General features: G+C 75.2%; 1 pseudogene. It reads right to left on the minus strand.

The window, feature by feature from the left end:
• Positions 1-664, minus strand: a pseudogene (locus tag D8M34_RS18690) (hypothetical protein); the annotation flags it as partial.
• Positions 665-721 lie beyond the last annotated feature (57 nt).

Raw genomic sequence — 721 nt, forward strand, 5'->3', positions numbered from 1 at the left:
GGGGGTGTCCGGCGCGGGCGCGCCGGGGCACGGGGAAGGCGTGGCCGCCGGGCCGCTCTGCGCCGGTGATGAGCTGGGCGAACACGACCGCCCTCCGGCCGTCCCGGGCGGCGTTGCCGATGTGCTCCTGGCGCGCCGGCGGGTACGGGGTGTGGACGACGAACTCGCCCGCCGCCGGGTCGTAGGTCGCGGTGGTGTGCAGGTGCTGGACGTCCGAGCCGTGACCGGTCTCGGTCATCGCGAAGCAGCCGAGCAGCTCGCCGTCGATGATGCTGCGGAGGTACTGCTCGTGGTGCCGCTCGGTGCCGCGAACCTGCACCGCGCCGCCGAACAGCCCCCACTGCACGCCGCCCTTGACCAGGAGCGACAGGTCGCCGTAGGCGAGCATCGCGAAGGCGGCGACGACCCCCCCGCCGTCCCCCTGGCCGCCGACCGACGGGTCGAACCCGGTGTGCGGGCGGCCCGAGGACGTGAGGAGCTGCAGCGAGTCGGTGAGCCACTCGCGGTACTGCGCGGAGGTCAGGTCGGGGTCCGCGCGCATCTCGGGGTTGGCCGCCAGCTGCTCGCGGGTCTCCTGCCGGGCCCGGGCCCAGCGCCCGTCGACGACGGTGCGGAGCGCCTCGGCGGAGACGGCGTCGGGGCTCGGGAGGGTGCTGCGGGTCATGACTGAACCTCCTGCTGCACGTGCGATGCCAGGCCGGACAGTCCGGACCAGGCCAGG

It is taken from the genome of Microbacterium sp. HSID17254, from assembly GCF_003989315.1.
Lineage (GTDB): Bacteria > Actinomycetota > Actinomycetes > Actinomycetales > Microbacteriaceae > Microbacterium.